21 protein-coding genes and 1 riboswitch are annotated in these 21,667 nt (G+C 61.9%); of the genes, 14 read left to right on the forward strand and 7 right to left on the reverse strand.

The annotated features are described in order from the left end of the window. Window positions 1-169: 169 nt before the first annotated feature. The 10 genes from C9383_RS03330 (at window position 170) to C9383_RS03375 (ending at window position 9,440) form a co-directional block, all read left to right on the forward strand. Window positions 170-880, forward strand: a complete 711-nt coding sequence (locus tag C9383_RS03330) for a FadR/GntR family transcriptional regulator (protein ID WP_090369756.1) — start codon at window positions 170-172, stop codon at window positions 878-880. Window positions 881-893: 13 nt separating this feature from the next. Then, window positions 894-1,589, forward strand: a complete 696-nt coding sequence (locus tag C9383_RS03335) for a tRNA (adenine(22)-N(1))-methyltransferase (RefSeq protein ID WP_090369757.1) — start codon at window positions 894-896, stop codon at window positions 1,587-1,589. 78 nt (window positions 1,590-1,667) lie between these two features. Then, on the forward strand, window positions 1,668-1,967 hold the full coding sequence (locus tag C9383_RS03340; RefSeq protein ID WP_090369759.1) for a DUF3144 domain-containing protein: 300 nt from the start codon (window positions 1,668-1,670) through the stop codon (window positions 1,965-1,967). Window positions 1,968-2,175: 208 nt separating this feature from the next. Further along, window positions 2,176-4,233, forward strand: coding sequence for a methyl-accepting chemotaxis protein (locus C9383_RS03345; protein WP_090369761.1), 2,058 nt, complete (start codon window positions 2,176-2,178; stop codon window positions 4,231-4,233). Window positions 4,234-4,448: 215 nt separating this feature from the next. Further along, window positions 4,449-5,075, forward strand: coding sequence for a glutathione S-transferase family protein (locus C9383_RS03350; protein ID WP_090369763.1), 627 nt, complete (start codon window positions 4,449-4,451; stop codon window positions 5,073-5,075). 86 nt (window positions 5,076-5,161) lie between these two features. Next, window positions 5,162-5,896, forward strand: coding sequence for a BPL-N domain-containing protein (locus C9383_RS03355; protein ID WP_090369765.1), 735 nt, complete (start codon window positions 5,162-5,164; stop codon window positions 5,894-5,896). 82 nt (window positions 5,897-5,978) lie between these two features. Further along, window positions 5,979-7,337, forward strand: coding sequence for a chromate efflux transporter (gene chrA / locus C9383_RS03360; RefSeq protein WP_090369767.1), 1,359 nt, complete (start codon window positions 5,979-5,981; stop codon window positions 7,335-7,337). 55 nt (window positions 7,338-7,392) lie between these two features. Then, on the forward strand, window positions 7,393-7,956 hold the full coding sequence (locus C9383_RS03365; RefSeq protein WP_090372344.1) for a nucleotidyltransferase family protein: 564 nt from the start codon (window positions 7,393-7,395) through the stop codon (window positions 7,954-7,956). 72 nt (window positions 7,957-8,028) lie between these two features. Continuing rightward, window positions 8,029-8,469 (forward strand): tryptophan-rich sensory protein TspO, encoded by a 441-nt coding sequence (tspO, locus tag C9383_RS03370; protein ID WP_060755810.1) that lies wholly within the window; start codon window positions 8,029-8,031, stop codon window positions 8,467-8,469. Then, entirely contained in the window at window positions 8,469-9,440 is a 972-nt protein-coding gene (locus tag C9383_RS03375) for an alpha/beta hydrolase fold domain-containing protein (RefSeq protein WP_090369769.1), read from the forward strand. The genes tspO and C9383_RS03375 overlap by 1 nt, the downstream gene beginning before the upstream one ends. Here the strand turns inward: C9383_RS03375 and C9383_RS03380 are convergent. From C9383_RS03380 to C9383_RS03395, 4 genes are all read right to left on the reverse strand, one after another. Continuing rightward, on the reverse strand, window positions 9,386-10,150 hold the full coding sequence (locus tag C9383_RS03380) for an ABC transporter ATP-binding protein (protein WP_090369771.1): 765 nt from the start codon (window positions 10,148-10,150) through the stop codon (window positions 9,386-9,388). The genes C9383_RS03375 and C9383_RS03380 overlap by 55 nt on opposite strands. Next, window positions 10,147-11,151: a FecCD family ABC transporter permease gene (locus C9383_RS03385; protein ID WP_090369773.1), complete on the reverse strand. Its 1,005-nt coding sequence runs from the start codon at window positions 11,149-11,151 to the stop codon at window positions 10,147-10,149. The genes C9383_RS03380 and C9383_RS03385 overlap by 4 nt, the downstream gene beginning before the upstream one ends. Then, window positions 11,148-12,158: an ABC transporter substrate-binding protein gene (locus C9383_RS03390; protein ID WP_090369775.1), complete on the reverse strand. Its 1,011-nt coding sequence runs from the start codon at window positions 12,156-12,158 to the stop codon at window positions 11,148-11,150. The genes C9383_RS03385 and C9383_RS03390 overlap by 4 nt, the downstream gene beginning before the upstream one ends. A gap of 118 nt (window positions 12,159-12,276) precedes the next feature. Continuing rightward, window positions 12,277-12,471: riboswitch (cobalamin riboswitch) on the reverse strand. 35 nt (window positions 12,472-12,506) lie between these two features. After that, on the reverse strand, window positions 12,507-13,451 hold the full coding sequence (locus tag C9383_RS03395; protein ID WP_060755805.1) for a DNA/RNA non-specific endonuclease: 945 nt from the start codon (window positions 13,449-13,451) through the stop codon (window positions 12,507-12,509). A 130-nt stretch (window positions 13,452-13,581) separates the two neighbouring features. Between C9383_RS03395 and C9383_RS03400 the strand changes: the two genes are divergently transcribed. Both C9383_RS03400 and C9383_RS03405 read left to right on the forward strand, forming a co-directional pair. Then, window positions 13,582-14,643 (forward strand): M4 family metallopeptidase, encoded by a 1,062-nt coding sequence (locus tag C9383_RS03400; RefSeq protein ID WP_090369777.1) that lies wholly within the window; start codon window positions 13,582-13,584, stop codon window positions 14,641-14,643. Window positions 14,644-14,657: 14 nt separating this feature from the next. Beyond that, window positions 14,658-14,963: a protealysin inhibitor emfourin gene (locus tag C9383_RS03405; RefSeq protein ID WP_060755803.1), complete on the forward strand. Its 306-nt coding sequence runs from the start codon at window positions 14,658-14,660 to the stop codon at window positions 14,961-14,963. A gap of 81 nt (window positions 14,964-15,044) precedes the next feature. On the opposite strand, the gene C9383_RS03410 is transcribed toward C9383_RS03405, so the two are convergent. Then, window positions 15,045-16,427, reverse strand: coding sequence for an aldehyde dehydrogenase family protein (locus C9383_RS03410; protein WP_090369780.1), 1,383 nt, complete (start codon window positions 16,425-16,427; stop codon window positions 15,045-15,047). A gap of 104 nt (window positions 16,428-16,531) precedes the next feature. Between C9383_RS03410 and ptrR the strand changes: the two genes are divergently transcribed. Continuing rightward, the gene (ptrR, locus tag C9383_RS03415; RefSeq protein ID WP_090369782.1) at window positions 16,532-17,404 is read left to right on the forward strand and encodes a putrescine utilization regulator PtrR; all 873 of its coding nucleotides are present in this window, start codon (window positions 16,532-16,534) and stop codon (window positions 17,402-17,404) included. A gap of 207 nt (window positions 17,405-17,611) precedes the next feature. Here ptrR and C9383_RS03420 read toward each other — a convergent pair whose 3' ends face one another. Together C9383_RS03420 and C9383_RS03425 are read right to left on the reverse strand one after the other, a co-directional pair. Beyond that, on the reverse strand, window positions 17,612-17,824 hold the full coding sequence (locus C9383_RS03420) for a hypothetical protein (protein ID WP_060755801.1): 213 nt from the start codon (window positions 17,822-17,824) through the stop codon (window positions 17,612-17,614). A gap of 100 nt (window positions 17,825-17,924) precedes the next feature. Then, complete coding sequence (locus tag C9383_RS03425; RefSeq protein ID WP_060755800.1) at window positions 17,925-19,121, reverse strand: amino acid aminotransferase; 1,197 nt, start codon at window positions 19,119-19,121, stop codon at window positions 17,925-17,927. Between the two features lie 344 nt (window positions 19,122-19,465). Between C9383_RS03425 and uvrB the strand changes: the two genes are divergently transcribed. Beyond that, complete coding sequence (uvrB, locus tag C9383_RS03430; RefSeq protein ID WP_060755799.1) at window positions 19,466-21,481, forward strand: excinuclease ABC subunit UvrB; 2,016 nt, start codon at window positions 19,466-19,468, stop codon at window positions 21,479-21,481. Window positions 21,482-21,667 lie beyond the last annotated feature (186 nt).

The raw sequence follows: 21,667 nt of genomic DNA on the forward strand, positions 1-21,667 counted from the left end.
AGCGTTGTCGAGCAAAGCCGACGTTATCTGGGGCTGGCGGCAGGGGGCGTTAAAATGCAGATTGATCAAGTTGGTTGTCATACAAGTTGAGTGTCTTGTGAACCTAGCCTGCCAGGCTCGGATAGGGAGTGTTAAGCTCCCTCCAGCCCAACCCCGTGGACCCGCAGTGATGCCCATTGAAAACGGAACACTTGTCCGTAGACGCTCCAGCAACCTGGCCCAAGGCGTGGTCGACGCGCTGACCCAGCGCATCCTGCTCGGGCAACTCAAGCCCGGCGAAAAACTGCCGTCCGAATCCAGCATCGTGCTGGAGCACGGGGTAAGTCGTACCGTGGTGCGCGAAGCCATTTCCAAATTGCAGGCATCCGGCCTGGTGGAGACGCGTCACGGTATCGGCACCTTCGTGCTGGAGCCACGCGCACAGCAGGGCTTGCGCCTGCATGTGGATACGGTCGCCAGTGTGCGCAACATGCTTGAGTTGCGCCTGGGCCTGGAGGTGCAGGCTGTGGCGCTGGCGGCACTGCGCCGGTCGGATGAACAACTGGCACGTATGCGCCAGGCGCTGGATGACTATCAGGCATCGCTGGCCAATAACGACAGTTGCGTGGATGAAGACAAGCGCTTTCATCAACTGATCGCCGAAGCCACCGGTAATACGTTTTTCACCGAGATCATGGCGCACCTGGGCAATGCGATGATTCCGCGTACCCAGGTCAAGGGCGCCGAACGCGGCGGGGCGGATTTTGCCAGGCTGGGGCAACTGGCGAACCTGGAGCATGAGGCGATCTTCAACGCGATCAGGCGTCAGGACCCGGACGCCGCGCGGGCCGCCATGGTGTTGCATTTGACCAATAGCCGGGATCGATTTTCCGGGGAATGAAAAGGACCAACTGTTGAACGAACACACGCTGTCCATGCGCCTGGAGCGCGTGGCCGCCAACGTGCCGGCCGAATCGCGCCTGGCCGATATCGGCTCCGATCACGCCTACCTGCCGGTGGCGTTGATGCACCGTGGCGTGATCACCTCCGCGGTGGCGGGGGAGGTCGCGACCACACCATTGCACGCCGCCCAACGCACCGTGCGCGACAATGGCCTGGAACAACACATTAGCGTGCGCCTGGCCAATGGCTTGGCGGCGATCGAGCCGGGGGACAGGATCACCGCGATCAGCCTCTGCGGCATGGGCGGCGAAACCATTCGCGACATCCTCGACGCCGGAAAGGCGTGCCTGAGCGGCCTGGAGCGCCTGATCCTGCAACCCAACGGTGGCGAGCAACCGTTGCGCCGGTGGTTGATGGACAATGGCTACTCGATCCTGCACGAAGAGCTGTTGCAGGAGAACCGCTTCTACTACGAAATCATCGTGGCTGAACGCGCCGGGCCCGTGACCTACAGCGCCGAACAACTGTACTTCGGCCCCCTGCAGATGCAAGCGCGCAGCCCGGTGTTCCTGGCCAAGTGGCAACGCCTGCTGCGTCAGAAGCACAAGACCCTGGCCAACCTTGAACAGGCGCGGCAAGCGGTGCCGCCGGCGAAGGTGCAGGAAGTGGCTCGAGAGGTGCGCTGGATTAGTGAATTACTGGCGTGAAGGCGCAGGCTTCGGTCGCCTGAGGTTGACGTCTTATGCTCCAATGCGGCCCTTCATTCGCTGACCCAGGACCCCGCCATGGCCGATACCACCGACCAAGCCTTCTACGACCGTGCCGACGCGCACATCGAACTGTCGAACGAGCAGCTCAAGACCTGTGAAAACCTCGGCGAGGTCAGTGCCTCGATGATGTTCGGCACCACGCGTTTCAACGCCTGGGCCAGTGCTCGCAACTTCAAGTCCGGCGCAGAAATGGCCGAGGCGCGGGAGGCCATGCTGAAGTATTTCTGTGATCAGTACCGGATGATGCTGGAGGATAATCTGGATGATCACATCAATAATTTCAGCCGGTATATGCTGGTAAACACCGAGGGCTGATTTCAAGGCGTCTCGACGGGTTACAGACGTGCACGCAACACTGAGTGCTTTCGCCCCATTTTCGTGCGCGCCTGAGCGGGCAGCCGGTGTAGAAGCGCCTGTTTTCGGCCTCGGCACCAACGGCCCACATCTTGCTTGAGCCAGTTTAATCAATGACATGGCATTTTGCTTTTAGTCATTTCTAAGCTGTTTGGGGGAGTGGTCGGCGATGCACAGTCTTTTATCACCGGGTATCCGTTTGCTCGGCCGTTTCGGTTTCGCACGCAAGTTCCAGGTCTTGTTTTTCCTGTTCATGCTGCCCCTGGCCGCGAGTGTGTGGCTGATCGGGCAGGGCTATCGCGACAAACTCGCGGTGATTGCCAGCGAACAGTCCGGCGTTCGCCAGTTGTTGGCCCTGGACGCGCTCGACAGCCAGCTCACCGCACAACGCAACCTCGCTGCGCGCTGGAAGGCCGTGGACATCCTACGTGCGCCAACCCCTGCCGCCCAGGCTGCGATGGACAAAGTCGATGCCGCTAACCCGCTGATCCAGCAGAGCCTGCAAGCCTTGGGCGATGTGCTCAACACTGAGCACGCCAGCGCCGACACCCTGGCGCGTTTCGAGGCGTTGCAGGCCGCCGTCAAGGGCATGGACACCCAGTCCTTGCGTGCCGTGGGCTGGTGGCCGGACGGTTATGACCGCTTCACCGCTGCCTTGACCGCCATGCAAACCCTGCGCGAGCAGATCACCCTGGATACCGGCCTGATCCTCGATCCCTGGCTGGAAACCTACCTGCTGATGCAGATTTCCAGCCAGTACACCCCGGACCTGATCGAGCGCATCGGCCGCACCGCCAGCGTCGGTGAGTCGTCCATTGCCTCGGGGCAGTTCACCTTGCAAAGCCGCTTGCAGATGCGTGACCTGCGCGGCCGTATCGGCGATGCCCGGGATCAGTTGGTCAAAGCCGCCGCGTCGCTCAAGGCCAAGCAATATCCGGGCATTGAGCCGTGGACTGCCCAATATGACAGCAGCCTGCAGTTGCTGGACAACCAACTCAAGACGCTGGACGAGGGCGTTTTCGGCGGCACCATCAAGCTCGATACTGCCGCGTTCGACAGCAGTGTCGACGCCGTGCTCGGTGCCCTGGGCGCGTTGCGCAGCCAGTCGCTGCACGCGCTGGATGCGCGCCTGGGTTACTACCACGGGCAATCGATCAAACAGTTCATTCCGGTGGCGGCGACGTTCAGTCTGTTGGCGTTGGCCGCACTGTACCTGTTCATGTGCCTGCAAGCCTCGATCCGCCGTAGCGCCAGCGGCATCACCACGTTGGCCGAGTCCCTGCGCGACGGCAACCTGTGTATCGAAGTGGCGGTTGAGGGCCGTGATGAACTGGCGCTGATCAGCGCCGCACTCAACGCTGCCGTGGTGCAACTGCGCACCAGCCTGTTGGGCGTCAATCACGAAACCCAGCAACTCGGTTCGGCCGTACACACCCTCAACGCACAATCGGGCAGCACCCTCACCGAGGTCGAAGACCAACAGCACCAGATCAGCCAGATTGCCGCCGCCGCCACCCAACTGGCCGCCACCTCGATGGGCGTCGCCAGAAGTTGCGAGCAAGCCTCTGGAAGCGCCCAGCACACCCGCAGCATTGCCGAGGACAGCAGTCGCGACAGCCAGCGCACCACCGCGAGCATCCAGCAACTCAACCAGCGTCTGACCGACACCGCCAACGCCTTGGAACAGGTCAGCCAGCAAGGCCAGCAGATTCAATCGGTGGTCGATACCATTCGGGGTATTGCCGAACAGACCAACCTGCTGGCGCTCAACGCCGCCATCGAAGCCGCTCGCGCCGGCGAACAGGGGCGCGGTTTTGCCGTGGTGGCCGATGAAGTGCGCAGCCTGTCGCAACGCACCCAGGCGTCCACGGCGCAGATCGCCGGCACCGTGGACAGCCTGCGTGCAACCGTCAGCCAGGCGGTCACCTTGATGGGCGCGGCGTGCGAGCAAGCCCTGGCCGACGCCGAGTCAGTCACCGGCCTGGGGGCGCGCCTGGGCGAAATCGCAGGCGCGGTACAAAATGTCACCGACACCCTGGCGCAGATCGCCACGGCGGTGGAAGAACAGGCTGCCACGGCGGATGAAGTGAGCGGCAATATCCAGCAGGTCGACCAGGCAGCAGGGCGCCTGCTCGATGGCGCGCGTGCCGTGAATCAGGCGGCGGACACCTTGAGCAAAGGCAGCCGGGCATTGAGCGATAACACCGCGCGCTTTCGATTGGGTTGAGCGTTTGTAGTGAGCGGGCTTGCCCCGCGCTGGGGGGCGCAGCCGCCCTAAACCCTGTCACTGCGGTGTTTCAGAAAGACCGAGGTGCCTGGTTTTGGGGTTGCTTCGCCCCCCAGCGCGGGGCGAGCCCGCTCACTACAAGTAAATTAGGTGGGCACTCCCGGGCGGTGGTGTAGTCTCTTTTCAGGACCCCCCTTTCGCTTAGCGGAGCTACCATGATCACCGTTCACCACCTCAACAACTCGCGCTCGCAACGTATCCTCTGGCTGCTCGAAGAACTCGGCCTGCCTTACGAGATCAAGCGCTACCAGCGCGATTCCAAGACCAACCTTGCGCCGCCCGAGCTCAAGGCCATCCACCCGCTGGGCAAATCCCCGGTGATCGAAGACGGTGGCCAAGTGCTGATCGAATCCGCTGCCATTATCGACTACCTGATCCGCCACCATGGCCAGGGCCGTCTGCAACCCGATCCCGCCACGGCCACCTATGACCAATACGTGCAATGGCTGCACTTCGCCGAAGGCTCGGCGATGCTGCCGCTGATGCTCAACCTCTACGTCGGCCGCCTTGGTGACGCTGGCGCGCCGTTGCACCCGAGGATCGAATCGGAAGTGGCCAATTACCTGGGGTACCTGAACGACGTGCTGGCGGATAAAGCCTACCTGCTGGGCGATGAGCTGAGTGGCGCGGATATCCAGATGAGTTTCATCGGCGAAATCGCCAAGGCCCAGGGCAAGTTGCAGGCTTACCCGAACCTGGCGGCGTGGGTGAAAAAATTCCAGGCGCGGCCGGCGTATCGCAAGGCGGTGGAGCAGGGTGGGGAGTATGCGTTTGCCAAGTAAGGGGCTTCACGGCGTTTACAACTGTTAACGGATTGAAGGGCGCAATCGCTATAGGCTCTGCGTTGTCCGTACAGGAGCCTTCGGTCATGAACTTACGAGCTGTCGCCGTCACGTTAATTGCATTCGCGCTGTTGCTGCCGTCGCCGGCCGAGGCCGCCACGCCCATCAAGCACGTCGCCATCTACCGCGGTCCGGCGGGCTGCGATGACTGTTCCGAGAACGTGGCGAATGCCTTGCGCCGCCTCAATCCCGAGTATCAGATCGATTATGTGGGCGCGCAGGAGGCCACCGACATCACGCCACAAACCCTGGCGCGCTATGACCTCTACGTGCAGCCCGGCGGCGGCCAGGACATTCCCGGTGCCCTGCGCAGCCTGGGCGATGCGCGCGCCGAGGCGATTCGCGGTTATGTCGCCGGCGGCGGGCGCTACCTGGGGTTGTGCATGGGCGCCTACTTGGCGGATGACGGTAACCTCGGCCTGATCCCCCAGGACCTCGACGGCGAAGCCGGTCGCCCCGGTTTTGAAGCGCCCGGCATCGCCGACGCCGCCGTGCAGGTCATGTGGGAAGGCAAGCCTGACCATGTGTTCTTCCAGGACGGGCCTTACATTCCCGCAGCCGACCCGGCCGCGCCCTACAAAACCATCGCGACCTACCGCAACGGCGACGTCGCGGCGGCGCGCTATACCTATGAAAAGGGTGTGGTCGTGCTTAGCGGCCCGCATCCCGAGGCCGGTCGCGAATGGTTCGAGAATGCCGACATCCCGTTGAACAAAATGCCGCGTGGCGATCTGTTTGGGGCGTTGATTCGCAACTTTTGAAGCGCTTGTCATCGCGGGGTAGAACGATTGCATCGCCGCCGAATTATGCAACTCATCGGGTTCGTGAATGAGGAACAGCGCAATGAGCGAGGTATCGGGACCCGTGGGTGAAGAAGCGTTGTCGAGGCCGCAGGCGGTCAGTTTGCGGGAGTCTTTCTGGTTCTGGTTGAAGTTGGGCTTCATCAGCTTCGGCGGGCCTGCGGGGCAGATCTCGATCATGCATCAGGAACTGGTCGAGCGGCGCCGTTGGATATCCGAGCGCAGGTTCCTGCATGCGCTCAACTATTGCATGTTGCTGCCTGGGCCGGAGGCTCAGCAGTTGGCGACCTACATCGGCTGGCTGATGCATCGAACCTGGGGCGGGGTGGTCGCGGGTGGGCTGTTTGTGCTGCCCTCACTGTTTATCCTGATCGCTTTGTCATGGCTGTATGTTGCGTTCGGCGAAGTGCCGGTGGTGGCGGGCCTGTTTTATGGCATCAAGCCTGCCGTGACCGCCATCGTTGTGCAGGCAGCCCACAGGATCGGCTCGCGAGCGCTGAAGAACCATTGGCTATGGGCGATAGCGGCTGCTTCATTCAGCGCAATTTTCGCGTTCAATGTCCCATTCCCGTTGATTGTCCTGGGGGCGGCATTGATCGGTTATGTCGGGGGACGCCTGGCACCCGAGAAATTCAGAACAGGGGGGCATAGTGCCGCCAAGAGAACGTTTGGCCCGGCCTTGATCGATGACGACACTCCGTCCCCAGAGCATGCCCGGTTCAGCTGGTTGAAATTGGCATCGCTCGCTCTGCTTGGCGTTGCACTGTGGGCATTGCCAATGGCTATTTTGGTCTTGTTGTTTGGCTGGCAGGGCACGTTGACCCAGATGGGCTGGTTCTTTACCAAGGCTGCGCTGTTAACGTTTGGCGGTGCCTACGCGGTGCTCCCTTATGTCTACCAAGGAGCGGTGGGGCACTATGGCTGGCTGACCCCGACACAGATGATTGACGGGCTGGCGCTAGGGGAAACCACGCCCGGGCCGCTGATCATGGTGGTGGCCTTCGTCGGCTTCGTCGGCGCCTACGTCTCGCAGGTGTTTGGCGCCGATCAAATGTTTCTGGCTGGAGCTGTCGCTGCGTCTCTGGTGACATGGTTCACCTTCCTGCCCTCATTTCTGTTCATTCTTGCCGGTGGCCCGCTGGTGGAGTCGACCCACAACGAACTCAGGTTCACCGCACCATTGACCGCCATTACCGCCGCCGTGGTTGGCGTGATCCTGAACCTGGCGTGCTTCTTCGGGTATCACGTGCTGTGGCCAAAGGGTTTCAGCGCCAGCCTTGATTGGCCTTCCGCGTTGATCGCACTGATGGCGGCGGTCGCCCTGTTTTATTTCAAGCGCGGGGTGATTCAGGTGTTGATCGCTTGCGCGCTGGTCGGTTTGGCGGTGCAGCTGTTGCGCTAAGAGTCGTGGCCCTGTTGTACAGTTGCCTGCTGGAAAACGATTGAAAGGGATGACCATGACATTGACCGTCAAAACCCTGCTCGACCTGGCCATGGCCAACCCCATCAACGCCGAAATCACCGCGCGCCTGCCTGACCTCGGGGTGGACCAGTGTTTCCTCACGGCGGGCTGCCTGTTCCAGGCGGTGTGGAATCATCAGGCGAAGCTGCCTGCTGACCAGGGCGTCAAGGACTACGACGTTTTTTATTTCGATACGGATTTGTCCTACGAGGCCGAGGATGCGGTGATCCGTTCGGCCGAAGTGCTGTTCCAGGACCTGGGCGTCAACGTTGAGGTGAAGAATCAGGCGCGGGTGCACCTTTGGTACGCTCAGCGGTTCGGTCGGCCTTATCCGCAGTTGCACACGGCCAGGCAGGGGATTGATCGTTACCTGGTGGCGGGCACGTGCATCGGCCTGGAGATTGCGACGGGCGAGGTGTATGCGCCGTACGGGTTGGAGGATGTGGCGCAGGGGGTGTTGCGTATCAACCCGCAGCATCCGGAGCCGGCATTGTTTGCGCAGAAGGCCAGGAGTTACCAGGCGCGTTGGCCTTGGTTGAGGATTGTGGCGCCTGCTTAGCTTGCGTACGCCAGTGAACTTTTACCCGCGTGCGGCACGTCCAAGCCTGAAATGCCCAGCCAAGGATCGACCATGACTTTCTTCATCTTCCTGCTCGCCTGCATCGCCGCTGCCAGTACCGGCCTACTTTTCAAGCCCGGCGCCTGGTACGAATCCCTGGTCAAACCCAGCTTCACGCCGCCCAATTGGCTGTTTCCGGTCGCGTGGACCCTTATCTACCTGCTGCTGGCCTGGGCTGGTTATCGTCTCAGCCTGATTCCCGGCAGCCAAATCGTCCTGGCCTTGTGGGCAGCGCAGATTGCCTTGAATACGCTGTGGACGCCGGTGTTCTTCGGTGCCCATCGGATCCTCGCCGGGATGCTGATTATCGCGGTGCTGTGGGTGACCGTGGCGGCGATGGTGGTGTTGGCGGTGCGCCTGGACCTGATCACCGGCCTGATGCTGTTCCCTTACCTGGCGTGGTTGTGTGTGGCGGCGGCGCTGAACTTCTCGATCCTGCGCAATAACCGCTGATGGCGCCCAAACCCTGGTCCGCCAGTCAGCCTGAACTGGCCCAGATGCGTCGCTTCAACCAGAAACTCGCCTGGATGCCACGCTTTAAAATCCGCAATCGCGTGACGCCGCGTTTGATCCAGGCGTTGTTGCGGGTCAGCCAAAAGCTCAAGAAGGCCCCCGAGGCTGAAACCCGGCTCATCGGGACGGTGCCCGTGCGTATCCTGCGCCCACGCGGCCAACCCAAGGGCGTGGTGCTGGATATCCACGGCGGCGGCTGGGTCATCGGCAATGCGCAGATGGATGACGACCTCAACCTGGGCATGGTCAACGCCTGCGACGTGGCAGTGGTGTCGGTGGACTATCGGCTGGCGCTGGACACGCCGCTCGAGGGCCTGCTGGACGACTGCCTGACGGCCGCCCGTTGGTTGCTGGAGGACTGCGCGGAATTCGCCGAATTGCCGGTGATCGTCGTCGGTGAGTCGGCGGGTGGGCACCTGGCGGCAGCGACGTTACTGGCGCTCAAGCAATGGCCGCACTTGCTCCAGCGGGTCAGCGGGGCGGTGTTGTATTACGGCGTTTATGATTTGACCGGTACGCCGAGCGTGCGCACGGCGGGGCCGCAGACCTTGTTGCTGGACGGGCCGGGGATGGTTGCAGCGCTGCGTAGGCTGACGCCGGGGTTGACTGATGATGAGCGCCGACAGCCGCGATGGTCGCCGTTATATGGCGATTTCGCAGGGTTGCCGCCGGCGTTGATGTTTGTCGGCGAGTTGGACCCGCTCAAAGATGACACCTTATTGATCGCCGAGCGATGGCCTGGCGCTGAGGCGTATCTGCTGCCGGAGGCGGCGCATGGGTTTATCCATTTTCCCGTGGATATGGCGCAGGACGTGCTCGGCTACGCTCGCCAATGGATAGCCAACCGAATGGGCTATCAACTGGGGCGCAACCGCAGTATCTGCGCGCCATCGAACGGGTCTGTCAGGTAATGCGCCTGCACTCCGAAGGTCTGCTGTAACCGTTGCGGCGTCAGCACTTGCAGCGGTTTGCCCAACGCCACCAATCGGCCGTGATCCAGCACGGCCAGGCGATCACAGGTCAGTGCCTGATTAAGATCATGCAATGCAATCAAGGTGGTCACGGGAAGCGCCTGCACGCCTTTGAGGATCGCCAGTTGATGCTGGATATCCAGGTGGTTGGTGGGCTCGTCCAGCAACAGGATCTGCGGCCGTTGCGCCAGGGCGCGGGCGATGTGTACGCGCTGGCGTTCACCGCCCGAGAGGCTGCGCCAGGCACGCTGGCTGAGGTGCGTGGCGTCGACGTCATGCAAGGCTTGATTGACGATGGCGTGGTCTTTGCTGGACCACGGGCTCAACGCCGACAGCCACGGCGTGCGGCCCAGGGCCACAGCGTCGAACACGCGGATCGCGTCGTCGGTGTCGGCCTGTTGCTCCACCACCGCCAGCTGTTGGGCGATGGCACGGCGTGACAGTTCATTCAGGCGTTGGCCGCCCAAGCGTACTTCGCCGCTGGCCGGCGTGCGCAAACCGGCAAGCAGTTTGAGCAAGGTGGATTTGCCGGAACCGTTCGGCCCGACGATGCCCAGGGTTTCGCCCAGTTGAACATCCAGATGGATATCGCGCAGCAACTCGGCATCACGCACCTTGAAGCCCAGGCCGTTGCAGCTCAGCACACTCATCGCGCGTTCCTCCGACCGATCAGGATCAGCGCAAACACAGGCGCGCCGACCAGCGCGGTGACCACGCCGACCGGAATCACCTGGCCCTTGATCAAGGTCCGCGACAGCACATCGGCGGCGATCAGAAACAGCGCACCTCCCAGCGCACTGGCCGGCAGCAGACGCGAATGCCCGGTGCCGAGCAGCAGGCGCACCGCGTGGGGAATCACCAGCCCCACAAAACCGATGGAGCCGACAATCGACACCATCACCGCCGTCACCAGTGCCGCACAGCCCACCAACAGGAACTGCACACGCCGTACCGGGATGCCGAGGGACGCCGCCGAGTCGGTGCCGAAGGTAAACGCATCCAGCGCACGGCGATGCCACAGGCACACCGCCAGGCCCAGGACCGCCACCGGCACCGCCAGCCCTACCGAGGGCCAGCGTACGCCGCTGAGGTTGCCCAGCAGCCAGAACAGGATGCCCCGGGCCTGTTCGGAACTGGCCGACTTGGTGATCAGGAAGGCGGTGAGGGCATTGAACAGCTGTGAACCGGCAATGCCGGCGAGGATGATCTGCCCGGTACCGCTGGCCGCACCGCTGGCGCGCGCCAGCAGAATCACCAGGGCAAACGCCGCCATGGCGCCGACAAAGGCGCCGGCCGACAGCGAAATCAACCCGCCGCCCACGCCGATCAGCGCCACCAGCACGGCGCCGGTCGAGGCGCCGGCGCTGATGCCCAGCAGGTACGGGTCGGCCAGCGGGTTACGCAGCAATGACTGCAAGATCACCCCGCACGTCGCCAACCCCGCACCGCAGGCGGCGGCGACCAGGGTGCGGGTCAGACGGTAGTTCCACACTACGCCTTCATCGATCGGATCCAGTGCGTAGCCGGCCGCCCACAGTTTGTTGGCGAGTACCTGCAACACCACCTGCGGTTCGATGGCGGTTTCACCAATGGCCACGCCGGCGAGGATCGCGAGCAATAGCAGGATGAGGGCGAGCAAGGGACGGATCATTTCGGCAGGTCGTAGCCGTCGATGGCACCGGCCAGTTGTTCCAGGCCATCGAACGTACGCAGGCTGGCCTGCAGGGCCAGGGCGTCAATAATGATGATGCGGTTGTTTTTCACCGCATCCATGTTGCGGGTCACCGGGTCGGTGCGCAGGAACGCGAGTTTCTTTTCATGGTCGTCGGCCGGGTAGCGGCGGCGGTCCATGCGGGCGATTACCAGGAAGGTCGGGTTGGCCTTGGCCAGGGTTTCCCAGCCGACGGCAGGCCACTCTTCATCGGACTGCACCACGTTGGTCAGGCCCAGGGTGTCCAGCATGAATTGCGGAACGCCCTTATGCCCGGCCACGTAGGGGTCGCTGGCCATTTCGGCGCTGGAGAACCAGACCAATGCACTGGCCTGTTTGAGGCCTTTGCTTTGCGCGGTGGCAACGGATTTTGCCAGGCGTGCCTTGAGCTCATCGTTCACTTGTTGGCCGCGCGCCTGCACGTCGAAGATCTCGGCCAGTTGGCGGATGCTTTTATACACGGTGTCGATACGGAAAGGCTCCAGCCGCGTCCCGTCGGCACCCACCAGGTTGTCCTTGCCTTCGCAATCGGAGGGCAGCACGTAGGTGGGAATCTTCAGTTCAGCAAATTGCTCGCGGGTGCCGACCACACCTTGCGGGCCGACCACCCATTCCAGCTCGGCGGCCACCAGTTGCGGGCGCTTGGCGATCACGGCTTCGAAACTCGGCTCGTTGTTGGCCAGGCGCTCGACCTTGTCGTTCTGCGCCTTGAACCGGGGCTGCACATCGTTGAACCACAGCGAGGTGCCGACCACTTTATCCGCAACGCCCAGGGTGTAGAGCATTTCGGTGGCGGCCTGGCCGATGGTCACGCTGCGCGCGGGTGCCTGTTGAAAGGTGACGGGGTTGCCACAGTTTTCCACGGTCAGTGGGTACTGGGTGGGGGCGGCTTGGGCCAGGGCACAGAAGCCAAGAGCGGTGAGCAGGGCGCTAAAGCGTGGCAGCATGGGGCAATCTCCGTTTGAACCGTACAAGTAGCTGGGGAGGTACGGTCGTGGAAATACAGCCATTAACGCTGCCGATGGGGCAGGGCAAGGATGTCCTTCCCGGACACCCCGCCGGTTAGTGATCGAGCTTGAGCCGGCAGGTCTCCTGACTGATGCGTCGTCGCCAGGCTCCGGCCTTCCCGGACAAGGTCCAGTGGCATCCAGGAGCAGGCTCAGCACCTACAGTTGCGGGGGCAGTTCCGATTGACGCGGGTGCACCGCGCTTCGGATTCCCTATTAGTCCCGTTTGGGAACCGGCGCGGTATGGTAGTTGATTAGAGCGAGGTGAAATAGCCCAGGTGGGCCTGCTCACAGACGAATGTCCTCAGGGCCCTGGATCAGCGCTTCGATCCGCGTGCCGGTGGCGCGTTCTTCGTTGCTGAAACCGTCGTAGTCGGCCAGGTTGGCGAAGCGGATGCCGGTCAGGCGTTCTATCTGGATCACGCTGCGCTGGTAGGTCCTGAGTTGGCCGAACACCAGGTCGAGCTGCCCCAGTTCGCGGGTTTGGTCGATCATGTAGGCGCTGGCGGACGGCTTGCCGTCGTCGTTGAGGTAGGCGACCACTTTCCAGAAGGCCTTGGGGATTTGCACGCCGCGGTATACGCGGTCATCGTCGGCGTACACCGGGCCGGTAAATACCGTGGCCCTGGCTTTCCAGCGTTGCGTGTTGTCCAGAATGTAGTCTTCGAGTTCCAGCCAGGTCTTCTGGTTGAACCCGCTCATCTGCGGCGAGCAGTTGGTGAAGTGGAAGGTGTCGAGGTTGGCGGTCTGCGCCACGTCACCCCAATTGGGATCTTGGCGGCGCACCAGATGGCCGCGATCCAGGCCATTGTTGGCATAAAGCGCGTCGCCTACCTGTGCTTCGATAGGCAAGCGACCGTCATAGGCCCAGCTGTCGTTGCTGCGAATAATCTCCACGTGCTGGTTGCCGTCGATGTTGACGCCGACATACAGCGCGAGCCGTTTCGAGCGCGACATGGTGATCGAGAAGTGCGTGTAGTCCAGGCGCTCACCACCCCCCTTCAAGACCTGTACATCATCCGCCAAGGCCCCTTCAGCCGTGGGCCAGGGCACCACGAAACTGCCGAGGAAATCCTCTGCGTAGCCGTGCCGGTCCTTCAGGTCGTTGGCCGAGGTGACGCGGGGCGTCGCCGCCCGTGCCTCCAGCAGCGTGGGGCTCGCAGTGATCAACGGGCGCAGGTCAGCGAGCCGTGGGCGGTACGACAGGTCAATCTTGGCTTTACGTGCGGGCATCGGTAAGTCCTCCTTGGATAAACACGACTGCAACATAGGTTAATGACAATTGATGACACGCGTTAACCCCTGGGGGCTATCCTGAAACGGTTACCCGGACGTTCACCCCATGCCAACAAGGAGCCAGTTCATGTGTGATCACCCTTTGCGTAACCCGGTTTTTTGCCTGATCCCGCCCTATATGCTCGACCAGATCGCGCGCAACGGCGACAAGGCGCAGCGGGACGTCGCGTTGCGTACCCGTGCCAAGGACAGCACGTTCCGCTCGCTGCGCATGGTCGCGGTGCCCGCCAAGGGGCCGGCCCGGCTGGCCTTGGCCATAGGCGCCGAGAAACAGCGCTCGATCTACAGCGCCGAGGGCAGCGACAGCCTGCCAGGAAAACTGATCCGTGGTGAAGGGCAGCCCGTGAGTGGTGATGCGGCGGTGGACGAAGCCTATGATGGCCTGGGCGCCACCTTCGATTTTTTTGAACAGGTCTTCGACCGCAACTCCATCGACGACGCGGGCATGGCGTTGGACGCGACCGTGCATTTTGGCCAGAACTACAACAACGCGTTCTGGAACTCGACCCAGATGGTGTTCGGGGATGGGGACGGCGAGTTGTTCAACCGCTTCACCGTGGCCCTCGACGTGATTGGCCATGAGTTGGCCCATGGCGTCACGGAGGATGAGGCCAAGCTGATGTATTTCAATCAGTCCGGGGCGTTGAACGAGTCGTTGTCGGACGTGTTCGGCTCACTGATCAAGCAATATGCCTTGAAACAAAAGGCTGAAGATGCCGATTGGTTGATCGGCAAAGGGTTGTTTACCAAAAAGATCAAAGGCACTGCACTGCGCTCGATGAAAGCCCCCGGCACTGCCTTTGACGACAAGTTGTTGGGTAAGGACCCTCAACCGGGGCACATGGATGATTTTGTCCAGACCTACGAGGACAATGGTGGGGTGCATATCAATTCCGGTATTCCCAACCATGCGTTCTACCAGGTGGCGACCAGGTTGGGTGGGTTTGCCTGGGAGCGCGCAGGGCGCATCTGGTATGACGCGCTGCGTGATGCGCGGCTGCGGCCTAATTCGGGGTTTGTGCGCTTTGCGCGTATTACTTACGATGTTGCGGGGCGCCTGTACGGCGTGAACAAGGACGAACAGAAGGCGGTCAAGGACGGTTGGCAAGCGGTCGGTATTGCTGTTTGACGTGAGGAGCAGCCATGCACATCTCAATCAAGGAAAACGGCGGGCCGGGTTTTTTTCCGGGCCTGGCCAAGCCGCGTACGGTGGAGCTGGATACACTGCCTGAGCAAGACCAGCAGGAATTGCGGCAACTGATCAAGGCTTCAGATTTCTTTGAGTTGCCGCCAAACAACCCGCCCGCGCCCGGTAACCCGGGCCAGGTGCACTACACCCTGACCGTGACCGAGGGCCAGCGCGAACATACGGTCTGTGTGCTGGCGCCGGTGAAGTCCCAGGCGCTGGATGGGTTGGTGCAGTGCGTGCGCCGGCATGTGCGTGGCTGAGGCTGTTGAGGGCTGCTGCGCAGCCCCACGGGAGCGAGCTCCCTCGCCACAGGTAAGGTGTCGTAAGGGGACTGGCCGGGTTTACTTGCGATCCAGCCACAAGGTCTGCGCATTGCAGAATTCCCGCACGCCGAAGTGCGACAACTCGCGCCCGAAACCACTTTTCTTCACGCCACCAAACGCCACTCGCGGGTCAGACACGCTGAATGCGTTGACGAAGATGCCGCCGGTTTCCAGTTGGTTGGCGATATCACGGGCCTTTGCCGCATCGGTGGTGAAGAGGCTCGCGGTCAGGCCGAATTCACTGTCGTTGGCCAGGGCTACCGCGTGCTCGGCGTCGCGGGCGGTGATGATCGAGGCCACAGGGCCGAACAGCTCCTGCCTGAATGAGGTCATCTGGTCGGTGACATTCGCCAACACGGTCGGCTCGTAGTAGTTGCCGGCACCTGCGACTTTGTTGCCACCCAGCAGCAGGGTCGCGCCTTCTTCCAATGTGGCCTGCACTTGACCGTGCAACTCGTCGCGCAGGTCAAAGCGTGCCATCGGGCCGATGTAGGTCTGGGACGAGGTCGGGTCGCCCATTACCAGTTTGCGGCTGGCTTCGAGAAATTTGGCGGTGAAAGCCTCCACGACGCCTGCTTCGATGATCAGGCGCTTGGCCGCGGCGCAGACTTGGCCACTGTTCTGGAAACGGCCAATCACGGCGGCCTGCACGGCGGCGTCGAGGTCGGCGTCGTTGAGTACGATGAACGGGTCGGAGCCGCCCAGTTCCAGCACGCATTTTTTCAGCGCGGCACCCGCCTGGGAGCCAATGGCAATACCTGCACGCACGCTGCCGGTGAGGGTGACGGCGGCGATGCGCGGGTCGGCAATCGCCTTGGAAACGCCCTCGTTCGTCACGTTGACCACTTCAAAAAGCCCGTCGGCGAAGCCGGCTTTCTGCAGCGCTTGCTGGATCAGGTAGGCGCTGCCCATGACGTTCGGCGCATGTTTGAGCACGTAGGTGTTACCGGCCAGCAAGGTCGGCACGGCGCCGCGCAGTACTTGCCACACTGGGAAATTCCACGGCATCACGGCGAAGATCGGGCCCAGTGGGCGATATTCGATCCGGGCGCTGCCGTTGTCCACGAGGGTCGGTTCCGGGGCGAGCATGGCCGGGCCGTGGGCGGCATACCATTCGCTGAGCTGGGCGCATTTTTCGATTTCAGCGCGGGCCTGGGCGATAGGTTTGCCCATTTCCAGGGTAATCATCTGCGCCATGTTTTCGGCTTGTTCGCGCAGGGTGGCGGCCAGGGCCAGCAGCAACTCGGCACGCTGGCTGACCGGCTGGCGGCGCCAGGTACGAAAGGCGTGGGTAGCGCGCTCGAGGGCTGCGTCCAGTTGCTGCTCGGTTTCGTAGGGATAGCTGCCGACCGTTTCGCCATTGGCCGGGTTGATCGAGAGGGCGTGGGTCGTCGGGTTCATGGCACCGTCCTGCTGAATGAGTGGAATGGGGGTCAGCGTACGGGGCTGTATGTTTTCTTGAAACTGAATAATATTAAGTAATACGTTCACGTTTGGAGAATGATTTGGACCTGGTGCAGTTGGAAATCTTCAAGGCGGTTGCCGAGCAGGGCAGCATCAGCGCCGCCGCACAGTTGATTCATCGCGTGCCGTCGAACCTGACCACGCGCATCAAGCAACTGGAGCAGGACTTGGGCGTCGAGTTGTTTATCCGCGAGAAGAGCCGTCTGCGCCTGTCACCGGCCGGCTGGAATTTCCTCGGCTATGCGCGGCGCATTCTCGACTTGGTCCAGGAGGCCCGGGCGACGGTAGCGGGAGAGGAACCCCAGGGCACGTTTGCCCTTGGCTCCCTGGAAAGTACAGCCGCGGTGCGTATCCCGACGTTGCTGGCGGCGTATAACCAGCAGTACACCAAGGTCGAGCTGGACCTGAGCACGGGGCCGTCGGGCACGATGATCGAGGGGGTGCTGTCAGGTCGGCTGACCGCGGCATTTGTCGATGGGCCGGTGCTGCATGCCACGCTGGAAGGCGTGCCGGTATTCGAGGAGGAGATGGTGGTGATTGCGCCGTTGCATCACGCGCCGATCAACCGGGGGCAGGACGTGAACGGGGAGAGCATCTATACGTTTCGCTCGAACTGCTCTTACCGGCACCACTTGGAGCGCTGGTTTTCCCAGGACGGTGCGGTGCCAGGCAAGATCTTCGAGATCGAGTCTTACCACGGCATGCTCGCCTGCGTCAGCGCCGGGGCCGGCCTGGCATTGATGCCGCGCAGCATGCTGGAAAGCATGCCGGGATTTGCCGCCGTGAGTGTGTGGCCGTTGGCGGACAATTTCCGCATTTTGCACACCTGGTTGATCTGGCGGCGGGGCACGGTGTCGCAGAGTTTGAACAGCTTCGTAAGACTTCTGGAAGAACGCGGGCTGGAAATTTCGTAGATCAATGGGGGAGCCACTCATGCCAGTCAGTTAAGCGATAGATCAGACAACAAGTAACCTGTGGCGAGGGAGCTTGCTCCCGTTGGACTGCGTAGCAGGCCCAGCCTTTTCAAGCCCAAAGCTGGGGCCGCTTCGCGACCCAGCGGGAGCAAGCTCCCTCGCCACAGTGACTGTGCTCCTCCTTGACTGACTGGAATTTCGTTTTCATCAGCCGCCGAACTGCAAGGTGCCCATGGCTAGCTTTGCCATCAACGCCGTAGCGCCCAGTTGCACCAGCCACAGGGCCAACCCACCCAGAAATACCCCCAGCGCAACTTGCAGGACGAGGCTCTTCTGGCGCTTGGCGCGTGGTGCGCGCGGGGTGTAATCGTCGTCCAGTTCATCGCGGTCTGCGCGCAGGTCCAGGTCATCGTTTCTCATGAGGCTCTCACAGCAAAGGGGCAGTTGGGGTTCAGTCTAGGAGCTGCAGACGAAAAAGGGGAAGCCATCGGCTTCCCCCTCGCGTGCAACGGCTACAGGTTTACAGCACCTGAACGATTGCCTTTGTGACGGCATCAATGTTCGATTGGTTCAACGCCGCCACACAGATACGCCCGGTGTCCAGCGCGTAGATACCAAACTCGCTGCGCAGGCGGGTGACTTGTTCAACGGTCAGGCCCGAGTAGGAGAACATCCCACGCTGGCGGCCTACGAAGCTGAAGTCATGACCTGGAGCCGCTTTGGCCAGGTCGGCGACCATCTGCTCACGCATGCCACGGATGCGCAGGCGCATTTCGGCCAATTCGGCTTCCCACTGGGCGCGCAGCTCAGGGTTGTTCAACACGGCTGCCACGATTGCCGCGCCGTGGGTTGGCGGGTTGGAATAGTTGGTACGGATCACGCGCTTGACCTGGGACAGGATGCGCGCGCTTTCTTCTTTGGATTCGCCGACGATGGACAACGCGCCGACACGTTCGCCGTACAGGGAGAACGACTTGGAGAACGAGCTGGACACAAAGAAGGTCAGGCCCGATTCAGCAAACAAGCGCACCGCTGCGGCGTCTTCGTGGATGCCGTCGCCAAAGCCCTGGTAGGCCATGTCGAGGAACGGCACCAGGTTCCTGGCCTTGACCACGTCCAGCACGTTCTGCCAGTCGGCCGGGCTCAGGTCGACGCCGGTCGGGTTGTGGCAGCAGGCGTGCAGCACGACGATCGACTGTGGCGGCAGGGCGTTGAGATCTTCCAGCAGGCCGGCACGGTTCACATCGTGGGTGGCGGCGTCGTAGTAGCGGTAGTTCTGCACCGGGAAGCCGGCGGTTTCGAACAGCGCGCGGTGGTTTTCCCAGCTCGGGTCGCTGATGGCGACGACGGCGTTGGGCAGCAGTTGCTTGAGGAAGTCGGCGCCAATCTTCAGGGCACCGGTACCGCCCACGGCCTGGACGGTGACGACGCGGCCGGCGCTCAGCAGTGGCGACTCGGCGCCGAACAGCAAGGTTTGTACGGCCTTGTCATAGGCGGCGATGCCGTCGATCGGCAAATAGCCACGGGCAGCGTGTTGCGCCACGCGAATGGCTTCCGCTTCGGCAACGGCACGCAAGAGTGGAATCTTCCCCTCCTCGTTGCAGTAAACGCCTACGCCAAGGTTGACCTTGGTGGTACGTGTATCGGCGTTGAATGCTTCGTTGAGGCCCAGGATAGGATCGCGTGGTGCCATTTCGACAGCGGAGAACAGGCTCATTTTTGCGGCAGCTCTATGGGGGAAAGGAGGGACGTGTCGCGCTCCGGCCGAAGGCACTAGAGCGGTGCACAAACGGGGAGCTAGTATAGAGGCCATCACCGCTTGAGGCGACAACCGAAACGGCTTTTCGGCCAAGTTTTTCGGTTTATTTGCTGACCGTTAGTCTTATTGCAACATTGATTCCGAACGGCAAGTAGGACGATTGCCTTGAAACCCGTCACATTCGCCACCAGTTCTATGGCTATCATGATCTTTTCCTACTCCCCGCGCTGAATCTTCGCGGAGGGTGGTCTATTTCGTCCTCGACGGGTTTACAGTCTGGGGGTGACTTCACGAGGTACGTTATGTCGGATTTCCAACTCGTCACCCGCTTTGAACCCGCCGGCGATCAGCCGGAAGCCATTCGCCAGATGGTCGAGGGTATCGAGGCCGGCCTGGCGCACCAGACGTTGCTCGGGGTAACCGGTTCGGGCAAGACCTTCAGCATCGCCAACGTCATCGCCCAGATCAATCGCCCGACCTTGGTGCTGGCACCGAACAAGACCCTGGCCGCGCAGTTGTACGGCGAGTTCAAGGCATTCTTCCCGAACAATGCGGTGGAGTACTTCGTTTCCTACTACGACTACTACCAGCCCGAGGCCTACGTACCGTCGTCCGACACCTTTATCGAAAAGGATGCGTCGATCAACGACCACATCGAACAGATGCGGCTGTCGGCGACCAAGGCGTTGCTCGAGCGCAAGGACGCGATCATCGTCACCACGGTGTCGTGCATCTATGGCCTGGGCAGCCCGGAAACCTATTTGAAGATGGTGCTGCACGTCGACCGCGGCGACAAACTCGACCAGCGCGAACTGCTGCGCCGCCTGGCCAGCTTGCAGTACACCCGTAACGACATGGACTTTGCCCGCGCCACATTCCGCGTGCGTGGCGACGTGATCGACATCTACCCGGCCGAATCCGACCTGGAAGCGATCCGCATCGAGCTGTTTGACGATGAAGTCGAGAGCCTGTCGGCTTTCGACCCGTTGACCGGCGAGGTGATCCGCAAGTTGCCGCGCTTTACCTTCTATCCGAAAAGCCATTACGTGACGCCCCGTGAAACCCTGATGGGCGCCATTGAGGGGATCAAGGTCGAGCTGGCTGAACGTCTGGAATACTTGCGCGCCAATAACAAGCTGGTAGAGGCCCAGCGCCTGGAGCAGCGCACCCGCTTTGACCTGGAGATGATCCTGGAGCTGGGCTACTGCAACGGTATCGAAAACTACTCGCGCTACTTGTCGGGCCGCGAAGCCGGTGCGCCGCCGCCGACCCTCTACGATTATCTGCCGCCCGACGCTTTGCTGGTGATCGACGAATCCCACGTCAGCGTTCCGCAGGTCGGCGCCATGTATAAGGGCGACCGTTCGCGTAAGGAAACGCTGGTGGAATACGGCTTCCGCCTGCCTTCGGCGCTGGATAACCGGCCGATGCGCTTTGATGAGTGGGAAGCCATCAGCCCGCAGACCATTTTCGTCTCCGCTACGCCGGGCAACTACGAAGCCGAGCATGCCGGACGCGTGATCGAACAGGTGGTCAGGCCGACGGGCCTGGTCGACCCGCAGGTAGAAATCCGCCCGGCGTTGACCCAGGTGGACGACCTGCTGTCGGAAATCAACAAGCGCGTGGCCGTGGAGGAGCGGGTGCTGGTGACCACGCTGACCAAGCGCATGGCCGAAGACCTCACCGACTACCTGGCCGACCACGGCGTGCGCGTGCGCTACCTGCACTCGGACATCGACACCGTGGAGCGCGTGGAAATCATCCGCGACCTGCGCCTGGGCACCTTTGATGTGCTGGTGGGCATCAACCTGTTGCGTGAAGGCCTGGATATGCCGGAAGTGTCACTGGTGGCGATCCTGGATGCGGACAAGGAGGGCTTCCTGCGATCGGAGCGCTCGTTGATTCAGACCATTGGCCGAGCTGCGCGTAACCTCAATGGGCGTGCGATTCTCTACGCCGACCGCATGACGGGCTCCATGGAGCGGGCGATTGGCGAGACCGAGCGGCGTCGCGATAAGCAGATTGCCTTCAACCTCGCCAATGGCATTACGCCCAAGGGCGTATTCAAGGACGTCGCCGATATCATGGAAGGCGCCACTGTGCCCGGCTCGCGCAGCAAGAAACGCAAGGGGATGGCCAAGGCGGCCGAGGAGAGCGCCAAGTACGAAAACGAACTGCGTTCGCCGAGTGAGATCACCAAGCGTATTCGGCAGTTGGAAGAGAAGATGTACCAATTGGCGCGGGATCTGGAGTTTGAGGCGGCGGCGCAGACACGCGATGAGATTGGCAAGTTGCGTGAGCGGCTGCTCGCTGTCTGATTTGCGCTGAGTCCGCCGGCCTCATCGGGGGCAAGCCCCCTCCCACTCCGACCGATTTCCAACATGAGAATGCGGTCAAGGTGGGAGGGGGCTTGCCCCCGATGGCATCCCCTCGGTTTTCCAGAAATCACCCAGGCTGTTACCATTCGCCCCTTGTTTGAATTTTCAGTTTTATCGCCCATTCGA

The sequence above is a fragment of the Pseudomonas palleroniana genome (assembly GCF_003031675.1).
GTDB lineage: Bacteria > Pseudomonadota > Gammaproteobacteria > Pseudomonadales > Pseudomonadaceae > Aquipseudomonas > Aquipseudomonas palleroniana.